At 64.7% G+C, this 23,137-nt stretch carries 23 protein-coding genes and 3 pseudogenes; 22 read left to right on the top strand and 4 right to left on the bottom strand.

Features of this window, described 5'->3' with window-relative positions:
* Nucleotides 1-24: 24 nt before the first annotated feature.
* The gene (locus tag AB6724_RS08660) at nucleotides 25-1,170 is read right to left on the bottom strand and encodes an MFS transporter (RefSeq protein ID WP_369338104.1); all 1,146 of its coding nucleotides are present in this window, start codon (nucleotides 1,168-1,170) and stop codon (nucleotides 25-27) included.
* A gap of 121 nt (nucleotides 1,171-1,291) precedes the next feature.
* Here AB6724_RS08660 and AB6724_RS08655 point away from each other — a divergent pair, with 121 nt between their 5' ends.
* From AB6724_RS08655 to AB6724_RS08635, 5 genes and pseudogenes are all read left to right on the top strand, one after another.
* The gene (locus tag AB6724_RS08655) at nucleotides 1,292-2,122 is read left to right on the top strand and encodes an AraC family transcriptional regulator (protein ID WP_369338103.1); all 831 of its coding nucleotides are present in this window, start codon (nucleotides 1,292-1,294) and stop codon (nucleotides 2,120-2,122) included.
* Nucleotides 2,123-2,233: 111 nt separating this feature from the next.
* Nucleotides 2,234-2,371 (top strand): hypothetical protein, encoded by a 138-nt coding sequence (locus tag AB6724_RS08650; RefSeq protein ID WP_369338102.1) that lies wholly within the window; start codon nucleotides 2,234-2,236, stop codon nucleotides 2,369-2,371.
* A 224-nt stretch (nucleotides 2,372-2,595) separates the two neighbouring features.
* A complete protein-coding gene (locus AB6724_RS08645; protein ID WP_369338101.1) occupies nucleotides 2,596-3,801 on the top strand; it encodes a tyrosine-type recombinase/integrase in 1,206 nt (401 codons plus the stop codon).
* Nucleotides 3,798-4,070, top strand: a pseudogene (locus AB6724_RS08640) (DUF1016 N-terminal domain-containing protein); the annotation flags it as partial. The gene AB6724_RS08645 and the pseudogene AB6724_RS08640, both read left to right, overlap by 4 nt.
* Before the next feature lie 158 nt (nucleotides 4,071-4,228).
* A pseudogene (locus tag AB6724_RS08635) lies at nucleotides 4,229-4,452 on the top strand (IS5/IS1182 family transposase); the annotation flags it as partial.
* On the opposite strand, the gene AB6724_RS08630 reads toward AB6724_RS08635, so the two are convergent.
* On the bottom strand, nucleotides 4,397-4,927 hold the full coding sequence (locus tag AB6724_RS08630; RefSeq protein WP_369338100.1) for a heavy metal-responsive transcriptional regulator: 531 nt from the start codon (nucleotides 4,925-4,927) through the stop codon (nucleotides 4,397-4,399). The pseudogene AB6724_RS08635 and the gene AB6724_RS08630 overlap by 56 nt on opposite strands.
* A gap of 92 nt (nucleotides 4,928-5,019) precedes the next feature.
* Here AB6724_RS08630 and AB6724_RS08625 point away from each other — a divergent pair, with 92 nt between their 5' ends.
* A complete protein-coding gene (locus AB6724_RS08625) occupies nucleotides 5,020-5,937 on the top strand; it encodes an MBL fold metallo-hydrolase (RefSeq protein ID WP_369338099.1) in 918 nt (305 codons plus the stop codon).
* A gap of 45 nt (nucleotides 5,938-5,982) precedes the next feature.
* On the opposite strand, the pseudogene AB6724_RS08620 reads toward AB6724_RS08625, so the two are convergent.
* A pseudogene (locus AB6724_RS08620) lies at nucleotides 5,983-6,451 on the bottom strand (transposase); the annotation flags it as partial.
* A gap of 828 nt (nucleotides 6,452-7,279) precedes the next feature.
* On the opposite strand from AB6724_RS08620, the gene AB6724_RS08615 reads away from it, so the two are divergent.
* Complete coding sequence (locus AB6724_RS08615; protein WP_369338098.1) at nucleotides 7,280-9,136, top strand: phosphoenolpyruvate carboxykinase (GTP); 1,857 nt, start codon at nucleotides 7,280-7,282, stop codon at nucleotides 9,134-9,136.
* 172 nt (nucleotides 9,137-9,308) lie between these two features.
* On the opposite strand, the gene AB6724_RS08610 is transcribed toward AB6724_RS08615, so the two are convergent.
* A complete protein-coding gene (locus AB6724_RS08610) occupies nucleotides 9,309-9,731 on the bottom strand; it encodes a hypothetical protein (protein ID WP_369338097.1) in 423 nt (140 codons plus the stop codon).
* 136 nt (nucleotides 9,732-9,867) lie between these two features.
* On the opposite strand from AB6724_RS08610, the gene AB6724_RS08605 reads away from it, so the two are divergent.
* From AB6724_RS08605 to AB6724_RS08535, 15 genes are all read left to right on the top strand, one after another.
* Nucleotides 9,868-10,848 (top strand): LysR family transcriptional regulator, encoded by a 981-nt coding sequence (locus AB6724_RS08605; RefSeq protein ID WP_369338096.1) that lies wholly within the window; start codon nucleotides 9,868-9,870, stop codon nucleotides 10,846-10,848.
* A 48-nt stretch (nucleotides 10,849-10,896) separates the two neighbouring features.
* Entirely contained in the window at nucleotides 10,897-11,778 is an 882-nt protein-coding gene (locus AB6724_RS08600) for a metallophosphoesterase (RefSeq protein WP_369338095.1), read from the top strand.
* A gap of 29 nt (nucleotides 11,779-11,807) precedes the next feature.
* Nucleotides 11,808-12,230: a universal stress protein gene (locus tag AB6724_RS08595; RefSeq protein ID WP_369338094.1), complete on the top strand. Its 423-nt coding sequence runs from the start codon at nucleotides 11,808-11,810 to the stop codon at nucleotides 12,228-12,230.
* Between the two features lie 299 nt (nucleotides 12,231-12,529).
* Complete coding sequence (locus tag AB6724_RS08590; protein ID WP_369338093.1) at nucleotides 12,530-13,207, top strand: fumarylacetoacetate hydrolase family protein; 678 nt, start codon at nucleotides 12,530-12,532, stop codon at nucleotides 13,205-13,207.
* On the top strand, nucleotides 13,204-13,968 hold the full coding sequence (locus AB6724_RS08585) for a fumarylacetoacetate hydrolase family protein (protein ID WP_369338092.1): 765 nt from the start codon (nucleotides 13,204-13,206) through the stop codon (nucleotides 13,966-13,968). Before AB6724_RS08590 ends, AB6724_RS08585 begins: the two co-directional genes overlap by 4 nt.
* Nucleotides 13,969-13,995: 27 nt before the next feature.
* Nucleotides 13,996-15,453 carry a 5-carboxymethyl-2-hydroxymuconate semialdehyde dehydrogenase gene (hpaE, locus tag AB6724_RS08580; RefSeq protein ID WP_369338091.1) on the top strand — a complete coding sequence of 486 codons (1,458 nt, stop codon included), beginning with the start codon at nucleotides 13,996-13,998 and terminating at the stop codon, nucleotides 15,451-15,453.
* 77 nt (nucleotides 15,454-15,530) lie between these two features.
* Nucleotides 15,531-16,505: a tripartite tricarboxylate transporter substrate binding protein gene (locus AB6724_RS08575; RefSeq protein WP_369338090.1), complete on the top strand. Its 975-nt coding sequence runs from the start codon at nucleotides 15,531-15,533 to the stop codon at nucleotides 16,503-16,505.
* Nucleotides 16,506-16,642: 137 nt separating this feature from the next.
* Nucleotides 16,643-17,569, top strand: a complete 927-nt coding sequence (gene hpaD / locus AB6724_RS08570; RefSeq protein ID WP_369338089.1) for a 3,4-dihydroxyphenylacetate 2,3-dioxygenase — start codon at nucleotides 16,643-16,645, stop codon at nucleotides 17,567-17,569.
* Nucleotides 17,570-17,594: 25 nt separating this feature from the next.
* Nucleotides 17,595-18,029: a 5-carboxymethyl-2-hydroxymuconate isomerase gene (locus tag AB6724_RS08565; protein ID WP_369338088.1), complete on the top strand. Its 435-nt coding sequence runs from the start codon at nucleotides 17,595-17,597 to the stop codon at nucleotides 18,027-18,029.
* Nucleotides 18,030-18,031: 2 nt separating this feature from the next.
* Nucleotides 18,032-18,865 (top strand): 2-oxo-hept-4-ene-1,7-dioate hydratase, encoded by an 834-nt coding sequence (gene hpaH, locus AB6724_RS08560; protein ID WP_369338087.1) that lies wholly within the window; start codon nucleotides 18,032-18,034, stop codon nucleotides 18,863-18,865.
* Between the two features lie 14 nt (nucleotides 18,866-18,879).
* Nucleotides 18,880-20,334: an NAD-dependent succinate-semialdehyde dehydrogenase gene (locus tag AB6724_RS08555; protein WP_369338086.1), complete on the top strand. Its 1,455-nt coding sequence runs from the start codon at nucleotides 18,880-18,882 to the stop codon at nucleotides 20,332-20,334.
* Between the two features lie 29 nt (nucleotides 20,335-20,363).
* A complete protein-coding gene (locus tag AB6724_RS08550) occupies nucleotides 20,364-21,182 on the top strand; it encodes an aldolase/citrate lyase family protein (protein WP_369338085.1) in 819 nt (272 codons plus the stop codon).
* Nucleotides 21,183-21,283: 101 nt separating this feature from the next.
* Nucleotides 21,284-21,739, top strand: coding sequence for a homoprotocatechuate degradation operon regulator HpaR (gene hpaR / locus AB6724_RS08545; protein WP_369338084.1), 456 nt, complete (start codon nucleotides 21,284-21,286; stop codon nucleotides 21,737-21,739).
* A 27-nt stretch (nucleotides 21,740-21,766) separates the two neighbouring features.
* On the top strand, nucleotides 21,767-22,399 hold the full coding sequence (locus AB6724_RS08540; RefSeq protein ID WP_369338083.1) for a 3'-5' exonuclease: 633 nt from the start codon (nucleotides 21,767-21,769) through the stop codon (nucleotides 22,397-22,399).
* A 207-nt stretch (nucleotides 22,400-22,606) separates the two neighbouring features.
* A complete protein-coding gene (locus AB6724_RS08535) occupies nucleotides 22,607-23,128 on the top strand; it encodes a flavin reductase family protein (RefSeq protein WP_369338082.1) in 522 nt (173 codons plus the stop codon).
* Nucleotides 23,129-23,137 lie beyond the last annotated feature (9 nt).

The following is a 23,137-nucleotide window of genomic DNA, read 5'->3' as shown; positions in this document are numbered from 1 at the left end:
CGGCCGCACCCTGGCACGGATATGTCAGTGTGGCTCGCGCGGTTGCAGCCAGTGCACGGCCAGCGCCGATGCCAGGCAGACCACGCTCAACTGCTGAACCAGCGTCGCCAGCGCCAGGCCCGCACCCAGCAAGGTGTAATAGCTCAAGCCCAGCAGTGCGGCCGCCGTGCCCCGACAGTCGGCGTAATGCTGCAGCGCCGGTGCCAGCAGATTGGGAATGGCCAGACCGTAGGCCAGGGCCACCAAGGCCATGGGAACCACCAGCCAAGCGCTGCGGCCAAGCACGGCCAGCATGACTCCAAGTGCTGCAGCCAGCAACAAGGTGTTGGCCCTGCGGACCAGGGTTGTGGCGCTCGCGCCCTGAGCCAGCCAGCGCCGGTTGAGCCAGGCACCGGCCACGGCACCCAGGCCCAGCAGAATGCCGCCCGTGGCCAGCCAGGATGAAGATGCACCCCACTGCGTCAGATGAAAAGGCATCAACTGGTAGAACCCATAGAGGCATAGGTTGTACCAGGCCACCATGCTTGCCGTGCGCCACAGTGCCCCATCCCGCGCCATGCGGCGCAGCACCGGCCATACAGGTGTCAGGCCCTCCCGAGCCGCAGGCCGGGTTTCTGGCAGAGACCAGGCAGTCCAGGCGCTCAGCAGCAGCGCCAGCCAGACCAAGCCCAGAAACACGCCTTCATGCTGGCGCCAGTGCACCAGGGCCGAACCGGCCAACAGCCCCAGTGCAGGGCTGATGGCCAGTGCCAGACCCATGAGTGCAACGACCCGCGCCAGCTCTGCGCCGCCGTACTGGTCGCGCAACACGGTCTGCGTGACCACCGAGCCCACGGCTGCCCCCATGGCGGCCAATAGACGGGCGGCCAGCAGCCAGCCAAAATCCGGTGCCCAAAGCGCCATGCAGGACGCCATACCGTACAGCGCCAACCCGGTCAGCATTGCCGGCCGGCGTCCCCAGCGATCGCATAGCCGGCCCCACAACACTGTGCCCAGAGCAAAGGCCGCAAAGTACAGCGACAGTGTCTGCCCGGCCTGGGCCGAAGTCACGGCGTAGCCTTGCGCAATCGATGGCAGTGCCGGGCTGTACATGGTCTCGACGACCTGGGGAAACATCAGGAGCGCCGCCGGCAAGGCCAGGCCGGTGCGAACAGAGAAAACAGATGACATGGCAGGCAATGTAGGCAGGCACTCGATGACGTAGTTACGTAACGATGACGATTCATTACTAAAATCGGACAAGGCCTCGACCAAGCACCGCTCTGGCGCGCAATCTTTAGGAGACATGACCATGGCCTTGTTGGCCGCCCACAGGGCGTTCGACGCAGACCGCGAAGCCGCTGCTCATGACGTGCCCGTTCTCGGCGTGGCCGCCCGGCTGGGGCCCAAGTGGCCTGACTCGGGCCGCCATACCCATCAGCTGGGCCAGCTGCTGTATTCCGCACAAGGCTGCATGCGCATCGTGCTGGCCGATCGGCTCGTCATGCTGCCGCCCACACGCATCGCCTGGATTCCGCCCCACACCCTGCATCGCACGCAGATGACGCGTGTCACGGACTACCGCTCGCTGTACCTGGACACCCGGCGCTTTCCCAGCTTGCCGCAGCAGATCCAGGTCTGGACAGCGACAGAGCTGTTGCAGGCTGTGCTTGAGCGCTTGGCACAGTTGCCCTTCGCCACCGACTGGCGGGACAGCCCCGCTTCCCGGTTGCTGCAGGTGGCATTCGACGAGCTGCAGCAGGCCAATAGCGAGCCCATGGTGTTGCCGCTGCCCAGCGACCGGCGCCTGGCTGCATGGCTGCAAACCCTGGGCACACAGGTGCCGCCACCGCTGCATATGCTCGCCCAGCAGACCGGTGCCAGCAGCCGCACCATCACCCGCATCTTCCAGCGCGATACGGGCATGGGCTATCAGCAGTGGCGTCAGCAATGGCGGCTCATGCGGGCCATCGAATTGCTGACCGAACCGGCCTCGCTGCAATGGGTGGCCCATGCGCTGGACTTCAGCACCGACGCCACATTCACAGGCTTTTTTCGGCAGATGACGGGTTTGCCGCCACGCAGCTATATGGCTCGTCGACAGCTCGGCATGGAGCCGCAGTCACCGGAAGGCGCGGACTGAAGAGTTGCACAGGCCGTTCTGGCTTTCCCCTAGCGGCCATGGGCAGCTCATGCCTAGAATGATTGCGACCCCTTTGCCATCCCACCGCTTGTTGTCAGGAGTGTTGATCGCATGTCAGATGATCCCGTCGTGAACCATGAGCCGCAGGATGCAGCCGAAGCCGCTGTGCCTTTCATTCCCATCATCATTCCCGTCGCCGGCGCCGTGATGATGTTTCTGCTGGCCTTTATTGCCGTGCACATGGCCTAGCCCTGGCCACCTCTCCGAAAGCAACCCCGCTCCGGCGGGGTTTTTTCATTTCACCATGACTCCAGCACCGAACTTGGCTGGACTACGCCGAAGCCCGATACAGCAAGTTTATCAATAACTTAGGCGAGTTCAATATATGCCGGTGCTTTCCGAAACCTGACCCGGCTTCCCCTCTGCTGGCCCCTAGAAGGCTCCTGGGAATCGGGTCTTTCCGAGGAGTCATCATGGCGAAAATCAAGCTCACCAAGTCCGCAGTCGATGCAGCGCAACCCCAGGCGCAAGCCGTCGAACTCCGGGACACGCTGGTGCCCGGCTTCCTGTGCAAGGTTACACCAGCGGGCCGCAAGGTCTTCATGGTTCAGTACCGCACGAACGCAGGAGAGCGCCGCAAGCCCGCCCTGGGTCTGTACGGTGAATTGACCGTCGAGCAAGCCCGATCGCTGGCCCAGGAATGGCTGGCCGAGGTTCGCCGGGGCGGCGATCCCGGCGCGGCCAAGGCCGCCGCCCGTGCCGCCCCTACGGTCAAGGAGTTGTGCGAGAAGTTCATGGAGGATCACTCCAAGCAGCGCAACAAGCCCAGCACACAGGTCGGCTACCAAAAGTGCATCAACAACAACATCATTCCGCTGCTGGGCCGCATGAAGGTGCAGGACGTGAAGCGCCCGGACGTGGCCGGGGCGATGAAGAAGATGGCGCACAAGCCAGCGGACGCGAACCGCACGTTCAGCGTGATGCGCAAGATGTTCAACCTGGCCGGAGTGTGGGGCTACCGGCCTGACGGCACCAATCCGTGCCGCCACGTCCCGATGTACCCCAACGGCAAGGCCACCCACCTCATCAGCGACGAGGAGATGGGCAAGCTGTTCCGGTATCTCGATTTTCTGGAGACCGATGGGCTAGGCCTGGATCACGCCATCCTGCCGCTGGCAGTCCGGCTGCAATTTGAGTTTGCGGGCCGCCGCTCCGAGATCATCACACTGCAATGGGCCTGGGTTGATCTGGAGAACCGGCGCGTGGTCTGGCTCGACAGCAAGACCGGCGGCATGTCCAAGCCCCTGAGCGAGGAAGCCTATCGGCTGCTGTCCACTGCGCCTCGCCAGGACAATTGCCCGCACGTGTTCCCATCCCCGAACCATCCGGGGCAGCACCTGACCACGGGCGAGTATTACAACGGCTGGACGCGCATTCTTAAGCGTGCCGGCGTGACCCACGTGGGCACGCACGGCATCCGGCACCGCTCCGCCACCGACATTGCCAACTCGGGCATTCCGGTCAAGGTCGGCATGGCGCTGACAGCGCACAAGACCGTGGCGATGTTCATGCGCTACGTCCACACTGAGGACAAGCCGGTGCGCGAAGCGGCCGAGTTGGTGGCGAACCGGCGCAAGGCCATCACCGGCGCATCTCGCCCTGCGGAGGCCACAGCATGACCAAGAAAACGCTGACGGCGACGGGGAAATCCCCCGCCGTCTTGCCTGCCGGCTACGCCGGCATCCACGGCGGCATCGTGGAACTGCTGGATGCCGCTCGCCAGGCGGCGGCGCGCAGCGTCAATGCGCTGATGACGGCCAGCTATTGGGAAGTCGGCCGCCGCATCGTGGAGGCCGAGCAACAGGGCAAGCGGCGCGCTGGTTACGGCGAACAGTTGATCGAGCGGCTATCCAGCGACTTGACCGCCCGGTTCGGGCGAGGAATTGGAGTCAACTGTTAATTTCCACGCAAAACTGACCCGCCGGGGGCTAGTGGGTCACTTCTGGATGGAAATCAACAGGCTAAAAGCGGAATTTCGCGGCTATCGAAAGCTGTCGGTCAAGATGGGATGGCCGCCCGCTTACCGCTGACGCTGGGCAAATGGAACTGCGCAACGCCGACAAACTGGACTTCAACCGATTCAGCATGGACGGGGCCAGCGTGCCCAGCCCCCGGGGGGCTCGCACACAGGCCCAAACCCGACGGACAGGGGCAAGCTTGGCAGCTAACGCCATCCCGTCACGGATGGCCAAGGCATCCCGATGATGTTCTGCGTCACCGGGGACAATCGTCACGACTCGGTGGTGTTCGACGAGTTGGTTGATGCCCTATCTGGGCTGACTTTCGGAGCGCATCACGTTGCTCGCTTGACTTGGCAAATGCGCGTCGCACCACTGCCGCGCCCGCACCGCTGCCGCTGTCGGGGGCCGTCGCTTGCGCGGTGGACACTGGCTTCGAGGGTGCGCATCGCAGCGCATCCAAGGTTGCTTGGAGCTCCTTTTTCAACGTCCTGAGCTGCGCCATGTGTGCGTCGATCTGCGCCATCTTTGCTTCGAGTTGCTGCTCGATCTCTCCGCGACCAAACGCGCCCTGCGCCATCTGCGGCAAGATGACTTTTATTTCTGCCAATGAGAATCCCAGCGCTTGCGCGCCCCGTACAAACCGCACCAGACCAACGTGGGGTTCGCCGTAAGAACGATAGCCGTTGGGCTGGCGTGGCGGCGCACTGATGAGCCCTTGTTTCTCGTAGTAGCGAACGGTGTCGGTGGAAACACCGGCCGCCTTGGCGACTTGGCTGACATTCATGGTGGTGTGTGCGGAAGGCATGACGACAAAGCCTTGACATTGGAGCATAGACCAAACTTTACGCTTGGCTCCTTTTCGCTCAGGACACGAAAATGTTTCGCCGCTGTACATACCTCTGCACACTCCTTCTGTCGGCTTTGGTGACCCACGCGTCGCTTGCCCAAACAACGGACCCGAAGCCTGACGCGGCTCCCGATGTGGGCTTTGCGATCGTCAAGACGTCGCAGGTCGCGGTTCCACAGGCGCTGCTGGTGCCGGGCGGCAGCATCACCAAGCAGGTGAACTCCAATTTCTCGGCTTTCCTTGTCAAACACCACAACGACTACCTGCTGTTTGACACCGGCATGGGCAGCCAGATCGACAGTCAATACCAGCAAGGCATGCCGATCTGGTGGCGGCTGTTCTTCAAGTACGACAAGCCGGTTGTCACAGCGCGAACGCAACTGGACAACGCGGGTATCCCTCCTTTGCAACGGGTGATCCTGAGCCACAGCCACTGGGACCACGCGGGCGGTGCACAAGACTTCCCCGAGGCGCGGGTTGGCGTTGCCGCTGCGGAGCTTGAGCTGGTGCGCTCCCCCAGTACGGGCCCCGGAGGAACATGGCAGTCGCAAACCAGTGCGGCAACCATTCAATGGGAGCCTTTGGTGTTTCAGCCGATACCGTTCAAGGGCTATCCTGAAAGTCTCGATGTCTTCAAGGATGGCAAGGTGGTACTGGTGCCGATGCCTAGCCACACCCCCGGGTCTGTGGGACTCTTTGTCACGGTAGATTCAGGCAAGCAGTATTTCTTCATTGGAGATGTGGCCTGGACAGTGGCGGCGTTGCAGCAAGGTAAGCCCAAGTTCTGGGTCGCGGGCAAACTGGTGGACAGCAACCCGCAGCAAACGCAGAGCAGTATTGAAAAGGTGCGTGCGCTGATGCAATCTGAACCCGACTTGGTCGTGGTTCCGGCACACGACAGCACGGTGCAAGACTCATTGGGCTACTTCCCGGCGTGGGTGCGATGAGCTGATCCTTTTTGTACTGGATGGCTTAAAAGGGTGTAGAAGAAATCAACGACCGAGAGCGAGCCTGCTGGACAGGATACGTACCTCGGCGAGCCAGACCCAGGCAGCGGAAATTGAGGTCTTGTGATCATGTTGCATGACCATGCGGCGCCAGCGCTCGCTCCAGGCATGGGTTCGCTCGACGACCCAGCGCTTGGGCAATACGACGAAGCCGTTGACCGGCTCCTGTCAGAGCGACTGCTGCGGATCGTGCAGAGCGCCGGTCGAGCGGTTGCCTGGCCTGCGTACGACCTCGACCCGCATGCCATGAATCTGCTCGATCGCTCGATCGCTCGGGCGCTCGGGCGCATTGAGCGCCACAAGCCCCGTCGGTGTAGATGCGTGGGATCGTGGGAGCTTTTCGATAGGCTTGCGCAACAACGTCTGCGGCGCCATCGCGATCCTGCACGCAGGCAGTGGTCACCGTGACGGCCAGCAGTAGCCCGAGCGTGTCCACCACGATATGGCGTCGGCCCTGCGAAATTCGTTTCATGACCCGATCGGCAAGGTGAGCGTGCGAAGGGTCTTGCTCTGAGCCTGAGTGGGCGGCCGAGAGCGCTGAACGGATCAGTGTCAGCTCAGAGATTGCCGGTGCAGAGTGCGCCACCGCGCTCAAGATCAAACAAAGCTCGACGATGCCCTGCCGGGCGATGGCGCGCAGCAGCCAGCGGATGTTGAAGCCGGCCGCGCGCAGCACCGCGTGCAGTGCGTCGCCCTCGGCGTCTTTGAGCCAGCACCGGTCCATGCGGTGGTCGGCCTTGGTGTGGCCGATCAGCGGCCCGGTAGGGCAGTATCGTAGTGTGCAGCTCCGTAGGAGCCGACTTGCATGCGGTTATATGACTGCCTCTGACTCTCTGCCGTTCGCCCGGCATGATCTTGGCGACGCTCCCATGTGGCTCCTGGCCTGAAATGGCTCTGGCGCAAGAAACGGCGAGGAACTACCTAAACTGTTGGCGGCAAAGAGATTTTTTCCGTAGCCAAGTTTTAGAAAGGACTTGACAGCGGACATTTTTCATGGGCGCGCGGCTCGCGGAGGCATATCGTCGCGCATATTTTGATGCACAAAATGCATAGTTATTGCATGTCAGTTGCTGACAAATTTTGCCCCCCTACCTAGAATCGATGTCCCGCTGCTGTGCAACGCACGGCAGTTTTGACCATTTCTGACGCATTGCGGGCACCGGAGAACGCTAGGAAAACCTTGGCCGACCCTTTCAAAAGCCTTTTTTCAAAGACGCAGCCGAGGCGATCCGGCCGGGTGCTTCTTTGAAAAACTGGTTTTTTTCAATTGAAGGAACTCTCCATGAACGCCGCCGTGCAAAGCCTGAACATTCAGGCGCCTGACTACGTCAAGAACCCCAAGCTCGTCGCCTGGGTGGCCGAGATGGCCGCGCTGTGCAAGCCCGCCAAGATCCACTGGTGCGATGGCTCGCAGGCCGAATACGACGCCCTATGCCAGCAACTGGTGGACGCCGGTACCTTCAAGCCTCTGGCCAAGCGCCCCGGCAGCTACCTGGCCTGGACCGATCCTTCGGACGTGGCCCGTGTCGAAGACCGCACCTATATCTGCTCCGCCAAGAAGGAAGACGCCGGCCCGACCAACAACTGGATGGCTCCCGCCGAGATGCGCACCACTTTGCAGCCCCTGTTTGACGGCTGCATGACGGGCCGCACCATGTATGTGGTGCCCTTCTCCATGGGCCCCCTGGGCTCGCCCATCGCCCACGTGGGCATCGAGCTGTCCGACAGCCCCTATGTGGCCGTGAACATGAAGCTCATGACCCGCATGGGCCGTGCCGTGTTCGACGTGATCGGCACCGACGGCGAGTTCGTGCCCTGCGTCCACACCATTGGCGCGCCCCTGAAGGACGGCGAGAAGGACCAGACCACCTGGCCTTGCAGCAAGACCAAGTACATCGTCCACTACCCCGAAACGCGCGAGATCTGGTCCTATGGCTCGGGCTACGGCGGCAATGCCCTGCTGGGCAAGAAGTGCTTTGCGCTGCGCATCGCCTCGACCATGGGCAAGGATCAGGGCTGGCTGGCCGAGCACATGCTGATCCTGGGCGTCACCAACCCCGAAGGCAAGAAGTACCACGTGGCTGCGGCTTTCCCCAGCGCCTGCGGCAAGACCAACTTCTCCATGCTGGTGCCGCCCAAGGCCTTCGACGGCTGGAAGGTCACGACCATCGGCGACGACATCGCCTGGATCAAGCCCCAGGCCGACGGCTCGCTGCGTGCCATCAACCCCGAAGCCGGCTACTTCGGCGTGGCTCCCGGCACCAATATGCTCACCAACCCGAACTGCATGTTGAGCCTGGACAAGAACGTGATCTTCACCAACGTGGCGCTGACCGATGACGGCGACGTGTGGTGGGAAGGCATGGAAAAGGATCAGGGCAAGCTGCCCGATCACCTGATCGACTGGCAAGGCAAGGACTGGACGCCCCAGATCGCCAAGGAAACCGGCGCCAAGGCCGCCCACCCCAATGCCCGCTTCACCGTGGCCGCCACCAACAATCCCGCGCTGGACGAAGCCTGGGACGACCCCAAGGGCGTGAAGATCGACGCCATGATCTTCGGCGGCCGCCGCTCCACCACCGTGCCGCTGGTGACCGAGGCGCGTGGCTGGACCGAAGGCGTGTACATGGCTGCCACCATGGGTTCCGAAACCACGGCCGCCGCCTTCGGCGCGCAAGGCGTGGTGCGCCGCGACCCCTTCGCCATGCTGCCGTTTGCCGGCTACAACATGAGCGACTATTTCCAGCACTGGCTGGACCTGGGCGCCAAGATCGAAGCCCAGGGCGCGAAGCTGCCCAAGATCTTCACCACCAACTGGTTCCGCAAGAACGCCGAAGGCAAGTTCGTCTGGCCTGGCTACGGCGAAAACATGCGCGTGCTCAAGTGGATGATCGACCGTCTGGAAGGCCAGGCCCAGGGTCAGGAAACCGCCTTCGGTATCGCTCCCCAGTACGCCGAGATCAACTGGAACGGCCTGGACTTCAGCGCCGCCCAGTTCGACAGCGTGACCAATATCGACAAGGCCGCCTGGGCCGAGGAGATGAAGCTGCACGGCGAGCATTTCGACAAGCTGGCCTACAACCTGCCCAAGGCCCTGCTGGACACCAAGGCCAAGCTGGAACAGCGTCTGGCGGCCTAAGCTCCCGCCGCAGACCCAAGCCCTGCCGCCATAGGCCGCAGGGCTTTTTTTGGGCCCGCCGCTTTGATCGCTGCCGGCGCAGATGCTTCAAGGGCTGGGCCCGATTGCAGCGTGGCCATGAAAAAAGCCGCGGCCTTGTGGGCAGCGGCTTTTTTGCGAAGAGGCGAGTAGATCAGCTGTTCTGGCGATCCATGGCGCGGGCCAGATCGGCCATCAGGCGTGCGTCCTGCAAGGCGGCATTCCAGATGCGCTCGTCGGCTGCGGCCTGCTGGCGGCTGCCGATCCAGGCGCGGTAGCCGGTGCGAACCATGTTGATGGCACGGCGGACCGGCGTGGTGAACAGCGCCACGCTGGCGAAAGCCATGGCCCAGAGCACGATCCAGGCGGCCAGCATATGGCCGTCGCTCCAAGTCTCGGTGGCCTGGTAGATGCCGGCGGCCAGGGCGGCCAGCACGACGGCCAGTACCATCCAGCGCGACTGGGTGCGCGCCTGGTGGCTGGCGGCGATGGCGGCCATGCGCTCGTCATCGGCTTGATAGATACGCACCACACCGGGGTGCTCGACACAGTAGGAGTTGTAAATAAAGTTGCTCATGGCAGTTAACCCTTTGGATCCACGCTTTTGGCGAAATGCCCGGGGACTAGGTGTAACTATAGGGATTACCCTAGGTATATTCAAATTTATATTTTGAATCTGTAGCATTCACGGCAGTGATGTATTGGATGACGCCATGTCCCTGAACTTCCGCTCGCTGGACCTCAACTTGCTGCGCGTGTTTGACGAGGTCATGTCCGAACGCAGCCTCACGCGCGCCGCGCACAAGCTCTCCATCACCCAGCCTGCGGTCAGCAACGCCATGCGCCGGCTGCGCGAGGTGCTGGGAGACGAGCTGCTGGTGCGCCAGGGCCAGGGCGTGGAGCCCACGCCGCGCGCCCAGGCCCTGTGGCCGGCGGTCCGCGAGGCCATGCAGCAGCTCGAAGGCGTGCTGGCACCCGACGACTTCAACGCCGCCACGGCCGAGGCCACGTTCGTGATCGCCATGGCCGATGCCACGGCCGCCACGCTGATCCCGCCGCTGTACCCGATCCTGGAGCGCGAGGCTCCGGGCATAGGCATACGGCTTTTGCCGCTGACCACGCGCGATCCGCGGCCGCTGCTGGACGACGGCGAGGCCGACATGGCCGTGGGCTATTTCCCCGCCGTGCTGGCCGACCTGACGGCGCGGGCCCAGGCCGGGGCGCTGGTGGCTTTCGACAGCCGCCGTCTCTACGAGGGCGAATATCTGTGCGTGATGCGCAAAGGCCACCCGCTGGAGCAGGTGCCGCTCACGCTGGACAACTACTGCGCTGCGCGCCATATGCTGGTCAGCTTCTCGGGCCGCTCCTTCGGCTTCATCGACGAGGCCCTGGCATCGCTGGGCCACACGCGCGAGGTGGTGCTCACGGTCAACCAGTTCTTCACGGCCGCGCGCGTGGTCATGAACTCCGACCTGCTGACCATCTTGCCGCGCCACTTCGTGCCCGTGACGGGCATGCAGGAGCAGCTGGTGCTGCGCGAGCTGCCGTTTGACGTCACGCCCGTGCATGTGGACGCGCTGTGGCGCCGCCGCGGCCCGCACCCCCAGGCCTATGACTGGCTGCTCAAGACGCTGACGCGCTCGGCGGAAATCACTTTTGCCAACGGCACGGCCCAGGTCGCGCAGCATGCCTGACAGGGGCTATTGGGGCGGGCGCTTGCCAACAGAATCTAAACTAGTCCCATGAAGATCCAGCTGCTGTCAGACCTGCACCTTGAAGTCCACCCCGAGTTCGTGGCCGAGCCTGCGGCCGGGGCCGATGTCCTGGTGCTGGCCGGCGATATCGGCTCCTACCAGAGCAGCACCCAGGTCGACGGCGAGCATTTCGGCCTCGAGCGTTTCTCGCCGCTGCCGCAGTACGCGGGCTGGCCGGCTCCCGTGCTGTTCGTGCCCGGCAACCATGAATACGATATGCAGGACTTCGACGAGGCGCGCCTGCGCCTGCGCCGCACCTGCGACCAGCTGGGCCTGATGTGGCTGGACCGCGAGACCGTGGTCCTGGACGGCGTGCGCTTCATCGGCACCACGCTGTGGAGCGACTTCGACGCCATGGCCATGCACGAGGGCGTGACCGACCTGACCCAGCTGCACCGGCTGCGCGAAAAGGCTTTTCGCGCAGCGAACTTCTATCTGCAGAAAACCGGCGGCACCCGCCAGGGCGAGCCCTTCCTGGCCGCCCCCATGCGCGAGGAAAGCCTGCTGTGCCAGGACTGGCTGCGCGCCGCGCTGGAGCGGCCGTTCGACGACGGCCCCACGGTGGCCGTGACCCATTTTGCGCCCAGCCTGCGCAGCGCCGATCCGCGCTACGGCCTGGTGCCCGGCACGGCGGGCTTTTGCAATGTGATGGACGACCTGCTGCCCTATGCCGACCTCTGGCTGCACGGTCATCTGCACTGCGCCAGCGACTACCTGGCCAGCGGCAGGCGCGCCGACGGCAGCGCCTGGCAATGCCGCGTGGTGGCCAATCCGCTGGGCTATGCGCGCAAGGGCGAGCAGCAGGGCTTTTTGCCCGCATCGACCGTGGACTTGAGCCAAGTCAAGGCGCAAGCCGCGACCAGCCCGTAGTCTTGAAACATCAACCTGGAGGATTTGCTATGAAGATTTTGCTTGCCGTGGACGGTAGCGCCTACACCCAGAAGATGCTTGCCTATCTGACCTCGCATCAGGAGATGCTGGGCACAGGCCATGAGTACACCGTCATCACCGTCCAGCCCCTGCTGCCCCCGCGTGCGCGCGCCGCACTGGGCAAGGAGGTGGTGGAGCAATACTACGACGAGGAATCCACCAAGATTCTGCAACCCGTGCAGGAATTCCTGAAGGCGCGCGGCGTGCAGGCGCACAGCATCAGCAAGGTCGGTCCCATCGCCGACACCATCATCCATGAAGCACAGGAAGGCAAGTTCGACCTGATCGCCATGGGCACGCACGGCCACGGCGCGCTGGGCCGTTTGATCATGGGTTCGGTCAGCTCCCAGGTGCTGGCCGGCTGCACCGTTCCCGTCTTGCTGATTCGCTAATTTTCATAGCTGATAGCGCTGGATATGCATGCATATCTGGTGAGAATCAGCGTGAAACCGAGAATAGGCGAGCGGCAAAAGCTATCAAAAACAAAGCCCCTCTGCTTCCGGTATTCGAGATCCCGGGCCGTGCTGCGAAGCGCGGCCTTTTTTTATGCGCGGATGCCCGGAGGCCGGCGCGCAAACGGGCGCAGCGCTCTGAAAAAATTAGTTAACAGATTAAGTGAAAACCCCGTGTTGCACAGGTTGACGCGTGGCTGCGGCGAGATAACAATTACCACGTTAACTAAATCTCGACCATGCAGATTCAGCCTATTCTTCTGAGCGACGGCCTGCCGCTGCGCACTGTCTACGGTGTGTTGCTCAATGACCGTGCCACCGTGGAGCGCCTGTCGCCCCAGTTCGACAGCGCCCCCTACAAGGCCGCGCCCAAAGCGCCCGTGCTCTACATCAAGCCGCGCAACACCTTCGCCGCCGATGGCGCCGCGGTGGCCGTGCCGGCCGAGCCCGGCGAGCTGCGCATAGACGCGACCATAGGCCTGGTGCTGGGCAAGGCCGCCACGCGCGTGTCGGCCGATGAGGCCCTGAGCCATGTCGCCGGCTTTGTGCTGGCCAGCGACCTGACCCTGCCGCACGAGAACTACTACCGCCCCGCGATACGCCAGCGTGACCGCGACGGCTTCTGCCCCATGAGCCGGCTGCTCCAGGGCGAGGCCGGCTTCGAGCTCGACCGGGCCACGCTGAGCATCGCCATCAACGGTCGGCGCGTCTACGAGCGCAGCTTTGCCGCGCTGGTGCGGCCCGCGGCGCAGCTGATTGCCGATGTGAGCGAGTTCATGACGCTGGCCGTCGGCGATGTGCTGCTGCTGGGCCCCGGCGAAGCCTCGCCCCTGGCGCGGGCCGGGGACACGGTGTTGATCCGGGTGCCCGGGCTGGGCGAACTGAGCCATGGCGTGGTCGAGGAGAAGCTGGCATGAAGCACGGACGCGTTGTTTTTGCAGGCCAGACCCTGGCCGTGACCGAAAGCGCCGACGGCCGCGTGCAGCTTCCCGATGGCCGCGTGGTGGACGAGGCCGCTGTGCAATGGCTGCCGCCCATGGAGTTCGGCACCATTTTTGCGCTGGGCCTCAACTATGCCGACCATGCCAAGGAAATCTCCTTCAGCAAGGCGCCCGAGGAGCCGCTGGTTTTCCTCAAGGGCCCGAACGCCTTGAACAGCCATCGCGGCCATACGCGCCGTCCCGCCGACGTGGGCTATATGCACTTCGAGTGCGAGCTGGGCGTGGTCATAGGCAAGAGCTGCCGCAATGTCGAAAAACAGGATGCCTACGGCGTGGTGGCCGGCTATGTGACGGCCAATGACTATGCGATTCGAGATTACCTCGAGAACTTCTACCGTCCCAATCTGCGCGTGAAGAACCGCGACGGCGCCACGCCCATCGGTCCCTGGTTCGTGGACGCGGCCGATATTGCCGATCCCATGAATCTGCGCCTGCGCAGCTGGGTCAACGGCGAGCTCAAGCAAGATGGCAACACGCGCGACATGGTGCACGATATACCGGCGCTGATCGCCCATCTGTCGAGCTTTATGACGCTGAACCCCGGCGACCTGATCCTGACCGGCACGCCCGACGGCGTGGCCGATTCCAGGGTCGGCGACGAGATCGTGACCGAGATCGAGGGCGTGGGCCGCCTCGTCAATTTCATCGGCGGCGACGAGCTGCTGGCACGGGCTTAGAACCAAGATATTTCAGGAGCACCAAGCATGCGTATCGATCACCTGATCAATGGCAAGGCCGTTGCCGGCAAGGACTATTTCGAGACCCTCAATCCCGCCACCCAGGAGGTGCTGGCCGAGGTGGCCTCGGGCGGCGCGGCCGAAGTCGATGCGGCCGTGGCGGCCGCCAAGGAAGCCTTTCCCAAATGGGCCGGCCTGCCCGCGGCGGAGCGTGCCAAGCTGGTGCGCAAGCTCGGCGATCTGATTGCCAAGCATGTGCCCGAAATCGCCGCGACCGAGACCAACGACTGCGGCCAGGTCATAGCCCAGACCGGCAAGCAGCTGGTGCCGCGCGCGGCCGACAACTTCTACTACTTTGCCGAGATGTGCACGCGCGTGGACGGCCACACCTATCCCACGCCCACGCACCTGAACTACACGCTGTTCCACCCCGTGGGTGTGTGCGCGCTGATCTCGCCGTGGAACGTGCCGTTCATGACGGCCACCTGGAAGGTCGCGCCCTGCCTGGCCTTCGGCAACACGGCCGTGCTCAAGATGAGCGAGCTCTCGCCCATGACGGCCGCGCGCCTGGGCGAGCTGGCGCTGGAGGCCGGCATCCCCGCAGGCGTGCTCAACCTCGTGCACGGCTACGGCAAGGATGCGGGCGAGCCTCTGGTGGCCCACCGCGACGTGCGCGCCGTCTCGTTCACGGGATCGACGGCCACGGGCAACCGCATCGTGCAGGCCGCGGGCCTGAAGAAGTTCAGCATGGAACTCGGCGGCAAGAGCCCGTTCGTGATCTTCGACGATGCCGACTTCGAGCGTGCAGTCGATGCGGCCGTGTTCATGATCTTCAGCAACAACGGCGAGCGCTGCACGGCCGGCAGCCGCATCCTGGTGCAAAAAGGCATTTACGCCAAGTTCGTCGACCGCTTCGTGGAGCGCACCAAGCGCATCGCCGTGGGCGATCCGCTTCATGATTCAACCATCGTTGGCCCCATGATCAGCCAGGGCCATCTGGCCAAGGTGCGCCACTACATCGAGCTGGGCCGCAAGGAGGGCGCGAACCTGCTGTGCGGCGGCCTGGACGCGCCCGTGCTGCCCGAGCGCGTGAAACACGGCAACTATGTGCTGCCCACGGTGTTTGCCGACGTGGACAACCGCATGCAGATCGCCCAGGAAGAGATCTTCGGCCCCGTGGCCTGCATCATCCCGTTCAGCGACGAGGCCGAGGTCATACGCCTGGCCAACGACATCCAGTACGGCCTGTCCAGCTATGTGTGGACCGAGAATATCGGCAAGGCCCACCGCGTGGCCGCGGCCATAGAGGCCGGCATGTGCTTCGTCAACAGCCAGAACGTGCGCGACCTGCGTCAGCCGTTTGGCGGCACCAAGGCCTCGGGCACGGGCCGCGAAGGCGGCACCTGGAGCTACGAGGTGTTCTGCGAGCCCAAGAACGTGGCCGTGTCCATGGGCTCCCACCATATCCCGCACTGGGGTGTCTGAGCGCTGGAAATTTCGACAGCCGCCGGCGCTTGCTGCATCGGCGCCGCAGACCGAGAACAACACAAAAGGAGACATGCATGCAACGCCGCCATTTCCTGCAGGCCGGCTCGGCCGCCGCACTCGCATCCACCACCGGGCTCGGCCTGGCCCAGTCCGGCGCCTGGCCCGCCAAGCCCATACGCATCATCGTGCCGTTCACGCCGGGCGGCACCACCGACATGGTGGCGCGCCTGATAGGCACCGAACTGGGTAAGCAGCTGGGCCAGAGCGTCATCGTGGAGAACAAGCCCGGTGCGGGCACGGTGATCGGTGTGGACTACGTGGCCAAGCAGCCGGCCGACGGCTACACCCTGGTCTGCGTGGCCAACAGCTTTACGGCCAACAAGACGCTGGTCAAAAGCCTGCCCTATGACACGAGCAAGGATCTCAGGCCGGCGGCGCTGATGGGGCTGTCGGAGCATGTGCTGGCCACCCATCCGTCCAGCGGCATCAAGACCCTGGCCGATCTCAAGAAGGCGGCGCTGGCCAAGCCCGATACGCTGACCTATGCCTCGTTCGGCAACGGCACTTCGGCCCATCTGTCGGGCGCGCTGCTGTGCCAGATGCTGGGCGTGGACATGGTCCACGTGCCCTACAAGGGCCAGGGCCCGGCGCTCACCGATCTGCTGGGCGGCCAGGTCAGCGTGATGTTCGGCAACTGGTCGGAATTCCGCGGCCACATCGAAAGCGGCAAGCTGCATGCGGTCGGCATGGCCACGCTCAAGCGTTCGCGCTTTGCGCCCAATGTGCCCACCCTGGCCGAGCAGGGCGCGGCGCTGGAGTCCAACTCCTGGCAGGGCCTGCTCGCACCCGCGGGCACGCCCGAGGCCGTCGTCCAGCGCCTGAATGCCGAGGTCAACAAGGCCCTGGCCATGCCCAATGTGGTCGAGGTGTTTGCCAAGAGCGGCATCGTGGCCCTGCCCGGCTCGGCGGCCCAGTTCGGCAGCTTTGTGAACAGCGAGATCGGCAAGTACGCGGACATCATTCGCCGCGCGAATATCACCATGGGCTAGACGTGTCCCTCTGAGGTGCTGTGGGGACGACGTCCTCGCGGCGGGCGGTCCTTGCTCGGCGTCGCTGGCCTGGGCCGCGTCAGCTTTGCGGCTTGCGGACGAGGCCGTTCATCGGCCAGGTTGAAAAGGAGATTTTTATGGGCAAACTTGCACTTGCCGCCAAGATCACGCATGTGCCGTCGATCTATCTGAGCGAGCTCGACGGGCCGCGCAAGGGCACGCGCCAGGATGCTATCGATGGCCTCCGGGAAATCGGCCGCCGCTGCCGCGAGCTGGGCGTGGACACGCTGGTGGTCTGCGATACGCACTGGCTGGTCAATGCCGGCTATCACGTGCTCTGCGGCCCGCATTTCAAGGGGCTGTACACCAGCAACGAGCTGCCGCATTTCATCAGCCATATGCCGTTCGAATTCCCCGGCAATCCCGCGCTGGGCAAGCTGCTCGCGGCCGAGGCCAATGCGCTGGGCGTGGAGACCCTGGCGCACGATGCGACCACGCTGGAGCCCGAATACGGCACGCTGGTGCCCATGCGCTATATGAATGCGGATCAGCACTTCAAGGTGGTCTCCATCTCCGCGATGTGCATGGCGCATTACCTGCACGACAGCGCGCGCCTGGGCTGGGCCGTGCGCCGCGCCATCGAGGACCACTACGACGGCACGGTGGCGCTGCTGGCCAGCGGCTCCATGTCGCACCGCTTTGCGCAGAACGGCCTGGCACCCGAGTTCGCGTTCAAGATCTGGAGTCCCTTCCTTGAGCAGCTCGACCGCGAGGTGGTGCGCATGTGGCAGGCCGGCGAATGGCAGGCCTTCTGCGGCATGCTGCCCGAGTACGCGGCCAAGGGCCACGGCGAAGGCTTTATGCACGACACGGCCATGCTGCTGGGCGCTCTGGGCTGGTCGGCCTATGACGGCCAGGCCGAGATCGTCACCCCTTATTTCGGCGCCTCGGGCACGGGCCAGCTCAACGCCGTGTTCCCCGTCACGCCGCAGGACGGCCGTGCCATTCCCCAGGCCCAGGCCAGCCGCTCCAGCATCGAGGCCGCCATGGCCGGCAGGCTGTGAGCCGCGCATACGCAAAGGTGCATCCATGCCTCATGTAGTCATTCTCTATACCGGCAATCTCGAGGCCCAGGCCGACATGGGCGGGCTCTGCCGCAAGCTGGCCGACACCATGCTCACCGTGCGTGCCGAAGACGGCGCCCAGGTCTTTCCCACGGGCGGCACGCGCGTGTTCGCCTACCCCGCGCCCCACCATGCGGTGGCCGATGGCGGCGCCGCCGGTATGGCGGCCGGCGGCGACGGTGACTACGGCTTCGTCTATCTCAATCTGCGCATGGGGCGCGGGCGCTCCGAGGCCGTCAAGAAAAGCGCCGGCGATGCGCTGCTGGCATGCGCCAGAGCACATCTGCAGCCACTGTTCGAGCAGCGCCATCTGGGCCTGACCGTGCAGGTCGACGAAGCGCCGGGCCAGGTCTATGACGCCAAGCACAGCAATCTGCATCCACTGTTTGCCAAGCACTGAATATGTTTTCTGCCGAACTCATCCACCAACTGGCTCTGGAGCTGGAAGCGAGCGAGAAATCGCGCCAGCAGATCGAGCATTTTTCCAAGCGTTTTCCCGGCATGACGATAGGGGACGGCTACCGCGTCTCGCGTGCCTGGGTGGACATGCAGCTTGCGGCGGGCCGCAAGGTCATAGGCCACAAGATAGGCCTGACCTCGCGCGCCATGCAGATGGCCAGCCAGATCAACGAGCCCGACTACGGCACGCTGCTGGACTCCATGCTCTACACCGCCACGCCCGGCCAGGTGCTTGAGATCCCGACCTCGAACTTCATAGCACCGCGGGTGGAGGTGGAACTGGCTTTCGTGCTCAAGTCCGCGCTGCGCGGCCCGGGGCTGGAAGGTGGCGCCGAGGTGACGCTGCAGGATGTGCTGGCCGCCACCGAATATGTGACGCCCGCTATCGAGATCATCGACGCGCGCATCGAGCAGTTCGACCGCCACACCAGGGCCATGCGCAAGGTGTTCGACACCATCAGCGACAACGCGGCCAATGCTGGCATCGTGGTCGGCGCGGGCCGCACCGCGCCTGCGGGCGTGGACCTGCCCTGGTGCGGCGCCATCCTGCGCCAGAACGGCATCGTCGAGGAGACGGGGCTGGCCGCCGGCGTGCAAGGCCATCCGGCGATTGGCGTGGCCTGGCTGGCCAACAAGCTGGCGCCCTGGGGCGAGTCGCTGCAGCCCGGGCAGATCGTGCTTGCGGGCTCGTTCACGCGGCCCGTGGTGGCGCAGCAAGGCGATGAGTTCGAGGCCGATTACGGCGTTCTCGGCAAGCTGCAATTCCGCTTTGTTTGAACCGGAGATATCCCATGGCTTTGCAATTACGTGACCCGGGCCTGCTCAAGAACCTGTGCCTGATCGACGGCCAATGGCTGGCGGCCAGGGACGGCAGCGGCATCGAGGTGAACAACCCCGCGACGGGCGAGCTGCTGAGCACCGTGCCCGGTATGGGCGCGGCCGAAACGCAGGCCGCCATTGATGCGGCCGAGCGCGCGTTTGTCGAGTGGAAGACCAGGACCGCAGAGCAGCGCGCGGCCGTGCTGCACAAGTGGTTTGAGCTGCTGCTGCAGCACCAGGAAGACCTGGCGCAGATCATGACGGCCGAGCAGGGCAAGCCGCTGGCCGAATCGCGTGGCGAGATAGCCTACGCGGCCTCCTATGTGCAGTGGTTTGCCGAGGAGGCGCGCCGCGTCTACGGCGCCACCGTGCCCTCGCCCTGGAGCGACAAAAAGATCGTGGTGAGCAAGGAGCCGGTGGGCGTGTGCGCCGCGATCACGCCCTGGAACTTCCCGGCCGCGATGATCACGCGCAAGGTGGCGCCGGCGCTGGCCGCGGGCTGCACCATCATCGTCAAGCCCGCGCAGCAGACGCCGCTGTCGGCCCTGGCCCTGGCCGAGCTCGCGCAGCGCGCCGGTGTGCCCGCGGGCGTGTTCAGCGTGATCACCGGTTCCGCGCGCACCATTGGCTCCGTGCTTACGGCCAGCATGGCGGTGCGCAAGCTGACCTTTACCGGCTCCACCGAGGTCGGCCGCGTGCTGGCCGCGCAATGCGCGCCGACGCTCAAGAAGATGTCGCTGGAGCTGGGCGGCAATGCCCCCTTCATCGTCTTCGACGATGCGGACCTCGATGCGGCCGTGGAAGGCGCCATGGCCTCCAAATACCGCAATACCGGCCAGACCTGCGTCTGCGCCAACCGCTTGCTGGTGCAGGATGGCGTGTACGAGGCCTTCATGGCCAAGCTCAAGGCCGCGGTGCTGGCGCTCAAGGTCGGCAATGGCGCCGAGCCCGGCGTGACCCAGGGCCCGCTGATCGACGAGGCCGCCGTGAACAAGGTGGAAGAGCTGGTGCGGGATGCCGTGGCCCAGGGCGCCGAAATCGTCACCGGCGGCCGACGCAGCGCGCTGGGCCGCAGCTTCTACGAGCCCACCATTCTGGGCAATGCCCACAGCGGCATGCGGCTGGCGCAGGAGGAGCTGTTCGGCCCCGTGGCGCCCGTGTTCCGCTTCAAGACCGAGGCAGAAGCGATCCGCATGGCCAACGACACGGAATTCGGCCTGGCCGCCTATTTCTACGCCCGCGGCGTGGGCCGTGTCTGGCGCGTGGGCGAGGCGCTGGAATACGGCATGGTCGGCATCAACAGCGGCATCATCAGCACTGCGGTGGCGCCGTTTGGCGGAGTCAAGCAGTCCGGCATGGGGCGCGAGGGCGGGGCGGCAGGGATTGAAGAGTACGTGAGTACCAAATATCTTTGCATGGGATATTGACCCACCCTGCACGAACAACGGAGACAGCAATGCACACACCCGTCAATCCCTTCAAGGCCGCGATTGCGGCCGGCCAGCCGCAGATCGGCCTGTGGCTGGGCCTGGGCAGCCCGTACTCGGCAGAAATCTGCGCGGGCGCGGGCTTCGACTGGCTGCTCATCGACGGCGAGCATGGTCCCAACGACACGCTGACCCTGCTGAGCCAGCTGCAGGCCATCGCCGCCTATAGCGCGAGCCACGCGATCGCGCGCATTCCCATGGGCCATGGCGAGATCGGCGAGATGCTGATCAAGCAGTATCTGGACCTGGGCGTGCAGACCCTGCTGGTGCCCATGGTGGATACGGCCGCGCAGGCGGCCTGCATCGTGCGTGCCTCGCGCTATCCGCAGGACGATGGCAAGGGCGGCATTCGCGGCATGGCCGGCGCGCGCGCTTCGGCCTGGGGGCGCCGTGCCAGCTACTACCTGGAGGCCAATGCGCAGATCTGCATGCTGCTGCAGGTCGAGTCCATGGAGGGCCTGGCCAATCTGGATGCGATTGCCGCCACCGAGGGCGTGGACGGGGTGTTCATAGGCCCGGCCGATCTCTCGGCCTCCATGGGCCATGTGGGCAATCCGGGCCACCCCGAGGTGCAGGCCGCCATCGCCGACGCGATCGCGCGCATCCGCAAGGCGGGCAAGGCCGCGGGCATTCTCACGCCCAACGAGGAGCTGGCGCGCAAATACCTGGCGCTGGGCTGCAGCTTCGTGGCCGTGGGCCTGGACACCGGACTGCTGGTGCAGGCGACCAGCGCCCTGGCGACCCGCTTCAAGGACGTCAGGCCCGTGGCCCCCAGCAGCACCTACTGAGAGCGTCTCGCCGCAGCGGCCGCCGGCCGCTTACATACAATCGGGCCAGCTTATCCACCTTTGCTATGACTCAGCACGACACAACCAACGCAACTGAACCCATGCGCTCGTTTGCACGCTCCCTGCCCATGGCCTTGCTCAAGGCCCGAGAGTCGGTGATGGTGCGGTTTCGCCCATCGTTGCGCGCCCACGGCCTGACGGAGCAGCAGTGGCGGGTGATACGTGCGATGTCGGCCGCCGACCACCGGCTGCGCCCCATGGAGCTGTCGCAGATGACCTTCATCAGCATGCCCAGCCTCTCGCGTCTGCTCAAGACGCTGGAGGGCCGCCAGCTGATCAAGCGCGGCCGCCACGAGGGGGATCTGCGCGGGTCGGAGTTCGGGCTCACGCCGGAGGGCCATGCCATGGTGGCCGAGATCGCTCCGCATTCCGAAGAGATCTATGTGGAGATTGAGCGCCTGGTCGGCAGCAAGGAAATCGAGCAGCTGTACTACGTGCTGGAGCATGTGGTGCAAAGCCTGGGCCTGCCCGGCGAGGATGACCTGGGCGCGGACTGAGGCGCGGCGGCACGGCACAATGCGGCCATGAGTTCCGCGATCGCCGTCATCGACTTTGAAACCACGGGCATGAGCCCGGCCCAGGGCGCAAGAGCCACCGAAGTGGCCATCGTGCTGCTGGAGCAGGGGCGGGTTGTCGATCGCTTCCAGAGCCTGATGCACAGCGGCGCCTGGGTTTCTCCCTTCATCACGCAGCTGACCGGCATCAGCAACGAGATGCTGCGCACGGCGCCGCCCGCCGCGCAGGTGATGCGCGAGGCCGCGCGCTTTGTGGGCCAGGCGCCCATGGTGGCGCACAACGCCTCGTTCGACAGCAAGTTCTGGCAGGCCGAGCTGGCCCTGGCGGGCGAGAGCGCGCCCCAGCTCTTTGCCTGCACGATGCTGCTGTCGCGCCGCATCTACCCGCAGGCGCCCAGCCACAGCCTGGGTCATCTGGCGCGCTATCTGCAGCTGCCGTCCACGGGCCGCGCCCACCGCGCGCTGGCCGATGCCGAGATGGCCGCGGCCCTGCTGGCGCGCATGCAGCAGGAGCTGTGCACCCGCCATGCGCTGCCCTGGCCCGGGCATGAGCTGCTGATGCAGCTGCAGCGCCGCAGCCGGGCCGCCGCGGACGGTTGGCTGGCCCAGCAGGCCGCGCCAAGCCTGCTGGCCGCGCGCTGACGGTTTTTTGATATTGAAACCTATGACTGGTATGTGTTTGAAGCTATCGATTTGAGAGTTTTTGCTTGCCTCCGGCCGCTTAAGCCCTTACGGACCGTGTTCGGCGGGGATCGCGCCGATAATCGATAAGTCCCTGCGGCGGCTTTTGTCCGCAGTTATCGAATCCGTGGCACGCCGCTGCGGCGCCCGTTTTGTGCTCTGGTTTTTGTGAACTCCGCCTTGCCCACCTCTGTCTTGCGTTCGGCCTTGCCTTTCTCGCAGCGTGAATTTCGCGATGCGCTGGGCCAGTTCGCCACGGGCGTGACCATCATCACGGCGCGCAGCGCGCAAGGCCACCCCGTGGGCACCACGGTCAGCTCCTTCAACGCCCTGTCGCTGACGCCGCCGCTGGTGCTCTGGAGCCTGGGCTTGGGCGCCAACTCGCTGCCCGTGTTCCGCCAGTGCTCGCACTATGCGATCCATGTGCTCGCGGCCTCGCAAAAGCCGCTGGCCGAGCTGTTTGCGCGCAAGGGCGCCGACCGTTTCGGCCATACGCCGCATCATGATTCCGCGCATGGCGTGCCGCTGCTCGAAGGCTGCGCGGCCGTGTTCGAATGCCGCCAGCGCAACCAGCACGAAGAGGGCGACCATCTGCTGTTCGTCGGCGAGGTGGAGCGTTGCGAACACCATGCGGAGCGCTCGCCGCTGCTCTATCACGCCGGCCATATGCATGCGCGCGGCCTGCTTTAGGCCTTAGCC

Source organism: Comamonas guangdongensis, assembly GCF_041079535.1.
GTDB lineage: Bacteria > Pseudomonadota > Gammaproteobacteria > Burkholderiales > Burkholderiaceae_C > Comamonas > Comamonas guangdongensis.
The sequence above is the reverse complement of the archived record's forward strand: the minus strand, read 5'-3'. Positions and strand labels throughout refer to the sequence as shown.

Excerpts from the sequence above, each read along its gene's own strand:
- AB6724_RS08660 (WP_369338104.1), bottom strand. The coding sequence starts at position 1,170 with ATGTCATCTGTTTTCTCTGTTCGCACCGGCCTGGCCTTGCCGGCGGCG.
- AB6724_RS08655 (WP_369338103.1), top strand. The coding sequence starts at position 1,292 with ATGGCCTTGTTGGCCGCCCACAGGGCGTTCGACGCAGACCGCGAAGCC.
- AB6724_RS08650 (WP_369338102.1), top strand. The coding sequence starts at position 2,234 with ATGTCAGATGATCCCGTCGTGAACCATGAGCCGCAGGATGCAGCCGAA.
- AB6724_RS08645 (WP_369338101.1), top strand. The coding sequence starts at position 2,596 with ATGGCGAAAATCAAGCTCACCAAGTCCGCAGTCGATGCAGCGCAACCC.
- AB6724_RS08630 (WP_369338100.1), bottom strand. The coding sequence starts at position 4,927 with ATGAATGTCAGCCAAGTCGCCAAGGCGGCCGGTGTTTCCACCGACACC.
- AB6724_RS08625 (WP_369338099.1), top strand. The coding sequence starts at position 5,020 with ATGTTTCGCCGCTGTACATACCTCTGCACACTCCTTCTGTCGGCTTTG.
- AB6724_RS08615 (WP_369338098.1), top strand. The coding sequence starts at position 7,280 with ATGAACGCCGCCGTGCAAAGCCTGAACATTCAGGCGCCTGACTACGTC.
- AB6724_RS08610 (WP_369338097.1), bottom strand. The coding sequence starts at position 9,731 with ATGAGCAACTTTATTTACAACTCCTACTGTGTCGAGCACCCCGGTGTG.
- AB6724_RS08605 (WP_369338096.1), top strand. The coding sequence starts at position 9,868 with ATGTCCCTGAACTTCCGCTCGCTGGACCTCAACTTGCTGCGCGTGTTT.
- AB6724_RS08600 (WP_369338095.1), top strand. The coding sequence starts at position 10,897 with ATGAAGATCCAGCTGCTGTCAGACCTGCACCTTGAAGTCCACCCCGAG.
- AB6724_RS08595 (WP_369338094.1), top strand. The coding sequence starts at position 11,808 with ATGAAGATTTTGCTTGCCGTGGACGGTAGCGCCTACACCCAGAAGATG.
- AB6724_RS08590 (WP_369338093.1), top strand. The coding sequence starts at position 12,530 with ATGCAGATTCAGCCTATTCTTCTGAGCGACGGCCTGCCGCTGCGCACT.
- AB6724_RS08585 (WP_369338092.1), top strand. The coding sequence starts at position 13,204 with ATGAAGCACGGACGCGTTGTTTTTGCAGGCCAGACCCTGGCCGTGACC.
- hpaE (WP_369338091.1), top strand. The coding sequence starts at position 13,996 with ATGCGTATCGATCACCTGATCAATGGCAAGGCCGTTGCCGGCAAGGAC.
- AB6724_RS08575 (WP_369338090.1), top strand. The coding sequence starts at position 15,531 with ATGCAACGCCGCCATTTCCTGCAGGCCGGCTCGGCCGCCGCACTCGCA.
- hpaD (WP_369338089.1), top strand. The coding sequence starts at position 16,643 with ATGGGCAAACTTGCACTTGCCGCCAAGATCACGCATGTGCCGTCGATC.
- AB6724_RS08565 (WP_369338088.1), top strand. The coding sequence starts at position 17,595 with ATGCCTCATGTAGTCATTCTCTATACCGGCAATCTCGAGGCCCAGGCC.
- hpaH (WP_369338087.1), top strand. The coding sequence starts at position 18,032 with ATGTTTTCTGCCGAACTCATCCACCAACTGGCTCTGGAGCTGGAAGCG.
- AB6724_RS08555 (WP_369338086.1), top strand. The coding sequence starts at position 18,880 with ATGGCTTTGCAATTACGTGACCCGGGCCTGCTCAAGAACCTGTGCCTG.
- AB6724_RS08550 (WP_369338085.1), top strand. The coding sequence starts at position 20,364 with ATGCACACACCCGTCAATCCCTTCAAGGCCGCGATTGCGGCCGGCCAG.
- hpaR (WP_369338084.1), top strand. The coding sequence starts at position 21,284 with ATGCGCTCGTTTGCACGCTCCCTGCCCATGGCCTTGCTCAAGGCCCGA.
- AB6724_RS08540 (WP_369338083.1), top strand. The coding sequence starts at position 21,767 with ATGAGTTCCGCGATCGCCGTCATCGACTTTGAAACCACGGGCATGAGC.